General features: G+C 68.6%; 7 protein-coding genes. 1 reads left to right on the plus strand and 6 read right to left on the minus strand.

Annotation, left to right across the window (positions count from 1 at the left end; all coding sequences use genetic code 11):
- The 6 genes from FUT87_RS28460 to FUT87_RS05885 all read right to left on the minus strand — a co-directional run.
- Positions 1 to 339 (minus strand): hypothetical protein (locus FUT87_RS28460; protein ID WP_186830375.1); only part of this gene is annotated, 339 nt, incomplete at its 3' end.
- A 39-nt stretch (positions 340 to 378) separates the two neighbouring features.
- Positions 379 to 1,830, minus strand: a complete 1,452-nt coding sequence (locus FUT87_RS05865) for an HrpF/NolX family T3SS translocon protein (protein WP_147240386.1) — start codon at positions 1,828 to 1,830, stop codon at positions 379 to 381.
- Between the two features lie 80 nt (positions 1,831 to 1,910).
- Positions 1,911 to 2,180, minus strand: coding sequence for a hypothetical protein (locus tag FUT87_RS05870; RefSeq protein ID WP_091733518.1), 270 nt, complete (start codon positions 2,178 to 2,180; stop codon positions 1,911 to 1,913).
- A gap of 96 nt (positions 2,181 to 2,276) precedes the next feature.
- Complete coding sequence (locus tag FUT87_RS05875; RefSeq protein WP_147240387.1) at positions 2,277 to 2,699, minus strand: hypothetical protein; 423 nt, start codon at positions 2,697 to 2,699, stop codon at positions 2,277 to 2,279.
- A gap of 16 nt (positions 2,700 to 2,715) precedes the next feature.
- The gene (locus FUT87_RS05880; RefSeq protein ID WP_147240388.1) at positions 2,716 to 2,976 is read right to left on the minus strand and encodes a hypothetical protein; all 261 of its coding nucleotides are present in this window, start codon (positions 2,974 to 2,976) and stop codon (positions 2,716 to 2,718) included.
- Positions 2,977 to 3,028: 52 nt separating this feature from the next.
- Complete coding sequence (locus tag FUT87_RS05885) at positions 3,029 to 3,208, minus strand: hypothetical protein (RefSeq protein ID WP_147240389.1); 180 nt, start codon at positions 3,206 to 3,208, stop codon at positions 3,029 to 3,031.
- Here FUT87_RS05885 and FUT87_RS29835 point away from each other — a divergent pair.
- Positions 3,198 to 3,453: hypothetical protein (locus FUT87_RS29835; protein WP_222617055.1), on the plus strand; the 256-nt coding region annotated here is incomplete at its 3' end. The two genes, FUT87_RS05885 and FUT87_RS29835, sit on opposite strands and share 11 nt — an antisense overlap.

A 3,453-nucleotide genomic window follows, 5' to 3' on the forward strand; every position in this document is an offset into this window, starting at 1 on the left:
GCCCAGCGCCTGCAGCAGCGGGGTCAGCGCCTGCAGCAGCTGGACCACGCTCTGCAGGATGCCTTGCAGGCCCTGGCCGGCGCCTTGCGGGCCACCCAGTCCGGGCGTGCCCAGACCCGGTGTGCCAAGACCCGGCGTGCCGAGTCCGGGGATGCCCGAGCCGGGCAGGCCGCCGCCGAACTGGCTCTGCTGCGCCTGCAGCAGGTTCTGCAGCAGGCCGGTGCTGAACTGCATCAGCGTGGAGGCGATGTCCATCGTGCTGGACAGGGCCGAGCCCAGCGGCGACTGGGGCGCCGCGTACGACGGGACCGAGGAGGTCGGGGGGATCGAGAAGCTCATGGTGTGAGTCCTTTCAAGCGGTTGGTGCGAGCGTTCCGATCAGTACAGGCGGACCGAGGTCGGCACGTTCTGGAAGGTCGTCGCGACGTTGTCCTTGAAGGCTTGCGACGGTTGCGGCACGTTGTCATTCAGACCGCGCAGCAGCAGGCCGGCAAGCGAATCGGCGCGCACGTTGCCGAAGATCTCGCCCTTCAGGCCGCTCGGGCCGGGCTGGGTGTCGGCGCCCTTGAGCACTTCACGCAGGTCGTCGGCGCTGACCAGGCCGTCGCCGCGCTGGTCGCCGCGATGCTTGACGCGCACCTTGAAGGCGTTGTCCATCTTGTCGAAGAGTTCCGGCTGGCTGAGGATCAGCTTGGCGGCGTCCTTCATGTCCTGCGGCGCGGCGGTGCCGTCGGGCATCTTGCCGGTCTTCACGATGGCGTCCAGGTCGGACTTGCTGACCATCTTGTCGCCCGAGGTGAAGAAGCTGTTGCCGTACTTGGCCAGCGTCTGCAGCGCTTCCTTCTCGCCCACGCTGAAGCTGACCTGCTGCATCGCGGCGGTGGTGTCGCCCTTGCCGATCTTGCCGTCGGCGTGGCCCTTGAAGCCTTGGGCCTTGGAGTCGGCCGTCTCCAGCGACTTGAAGTCGTCCGGATGGTCGAGCAGGTACTTGGCGGCGGCGCGCAGCTCCGGCGTGTAGTTCGCCGAGACCTGGAAGCGCTGCATCTCGCCGTTGGCGATCGCCTTCAGGTCATCCTTGGTGATGAAGTTGTCCTTGCCGGCGGTCAGCTGGTCGAAGTTGCGGGCGATCTCGCGGGTCGCGCGGTCCTTGTCCATCTGCACGTTGCCGGCGGCGTCGAACTTGACTTCGCCGGTCGGCGCGGCCGTGGTCGGCACGTTGGGCGCGCTGCCGTAGGCGTTGGTCTGCGGCGCGTTCGGCAGGTTGGCGTTGGGCAGGCCGGCGCCGTTGTAGACGCCGCCCGGGGGCAGGCCGCCCTGGGGCACGGCACCGCTGCCGCTGAACATCTGCAGCACCTGCTGCAGCGCGCTGAACGCATTGGCCTGCGTCGGGTTCATCGCCGGGGCGAAGGGCGTGGTCATCGGCAGGCCCAGGGCCGGGTTGCCCATCAGCGGATTGCCCATGAGCGGGTTGCCCATCATCGGGTTGCCCATCATGGGATTGCCGATCATGGGGTTGCCCATGGCCGGCACGTAGGACTGCGGCAAGCGCTGCAGGCCGGGCATCGGCAGCTGGGCGAAGGGGTAGGCGCCGAAGGCGTTGGCCGGCAGGGTCGGCAGCATCGGCATGCGCTGCATGCCCGCCATCAGCAGCGGCGAGACGGCGGCCAGCACGTCGCCGATCGAGCTCAGGACGTTGCCCAGCCGGGTCGGGTCCAGCGACAGGGGCACGTTGCCCAGCGGGCTGGACACAGCGGAGGAAGCGGTGCTGCCCAGGCCGAGGCGCATGTTGTAGCTGTTGACCTGGGTTTGCTGCGTGGAATTGACGCTCATGAAGATCTCCCGTGGGAATGAGGAATGAATCGAGAACGGATTCGGAGGGATGAGAAGGGGTGCGAGGGGTGTGGTGGTGCTTACGCGAGACCCTTGATCGCTTCGCCGATGGCCTTGAAGAGCTTGGCCAGCGCTTCATTCATCTTCACGATCATCTGGATGATCCCCATCTGCGTCTGGAACTGCATCTGCATCGCAGCCGTCTGCTGGATCTGGTCCATCATGGCCGAGCCGTCCTGGCCGGCGGCCTGGGTGCCCTGCGCGCTCAGCCCGGCGGCGCCGGACTGGAACATGTTCATGGAGTTGCCCATGCTCGCGCCGGTGCTGCTGCTGGTGCTGGGAATTGACATCGTCTGCTCCTGAGGAAATGCGGAAGGTCCGCGTTGGGGTGCGCCGCGAGGTGCGGCCTGCTCGAGAAGGGAGCCGGGACAGCGCTCCCGGGGAAATCAGTGGGAGGTCCGGAGGCTGGCCAGGTAGGCGAGGACGCCGTTGGCGGCTTCGCGGGCCTGCTGGTCGGTGCTGGTGGCCAGCACGTTGTTGAGCCAGTGCTTCCACTCGGGGTCGCCGCTGAGCATCATCGAGACGCCCAGCGCCACCTTGGAGTTGTCGTCGTCGGGCTGCTGCTCGATGCGGCGGCCCAGCGAGGTCTTGGCATAGGCCGCGTCGCCGCCCATCGCGACCGCGATGGCGCGGTGCATGACGTACATGGTCGGGTCTTCGAGGGTCATCTCGACGGCCTCGTGCACGATGGCCGCGTCCTCGCTGGCGCGATAGATCGCGCCCAGCAGTCCGATGGCCATCAGGTTGCGGTAGACCTCGGGGTACTGCGCGCCCGGCGCGCCGCCGCTGCTGGCTTGGGTGTGTTGCATGGAGGGCCTCCGCGGGTCAGACGGCGAGCGACGCGTTGTGCAGCGTCTCCCAGATGTGGCGCACGATGCGCTGCGCGGCGTGGAAGGCCTCGATCAGCTGGGAGATCAGCTGGCGCTCGGCGGCGGCGGCGGTCTGCAGCAGGCCTTCGCTGCTCTTGGCCACGTCGGCGAAGTAGGACAGCATGGCGCGCGCGCGGTCGCCGGTGGCGTCCTCGGCCAGCGACTTCTCCAGGTTGGCCAGGTCGCCGAAGACGGTTTGCTCGAGTTGCTCGTTCATGGTCGAAGTTGCTCCGTGAAAAGGGGAGGGTCGGGTGGAAGTCCGGAAGGGATCAACGGGCCGGCGGCGTCGGCGGATCGCTCAGCTCGCCGATGGACTCCGGGATCAGGGAGAGGTGCTTGGCGCCATCGCGCGTCTGCACGTACTGCAGGCCGTCGGTGGCGAGCATCGCCCCCACCGGCACGCTCTCGGGGACCGGCGCGGGGGCGACGGCCACTTCGATGCCGCGCACCAGCGGCGCCAGGTCGCGGCACGCGCGTGGAGGCGTCGCGCACCCGGTCGGGATGCGCGGCGCGGCCGCCCACGATGAACACGCCGCGGTCGCGGTAGCGCACCACCAGGCCGGGCGTATCCAGCGCGTCGGAGATGCTCTGCGCGATGTCGGCGGCCGAGGCGTAGCGATGCTCGATGCGCTCGACCGGGAAACGGTCCAGCAGCTGGCGCAGCGGCATGGAGCCGCCGCGGCGCTCGGACAGC

Source organism: Mitsuaria sp. TWR114, assembly GCF_007997345.1.

Coding starts and splice junctions, on each gene's coding strand:
- FUT87_RS05870 (WP_091733518.1), bottom strand. CDS start 2,180: ATGTCAATTCCCAGCACCAGCAGCAGCACCGGCGCGAGCATGGGCAAC.
- FUT87_RS05880 (WP_147240388.1), bottom strand. CDS start 2,976: ATGAACGAGCAACTCGAGCAAACCGTCTTCGGCGACCTGGCCAACCTG.
- FUT87_RS05875 (WP_147240387.1), bottom strand. CDS start 2,699: ATGCAACACACCCAAGCCAGCAGCGGCGGCGCGCCGGGCGCGCAGTAC.
- FUT87_RS05865 (WP_147240386.1), bottom strand. CDS start 1,830: ATGAGCGTCAATTCCACGCAGCAAACCCAGGTCAACAGCTACAACATG.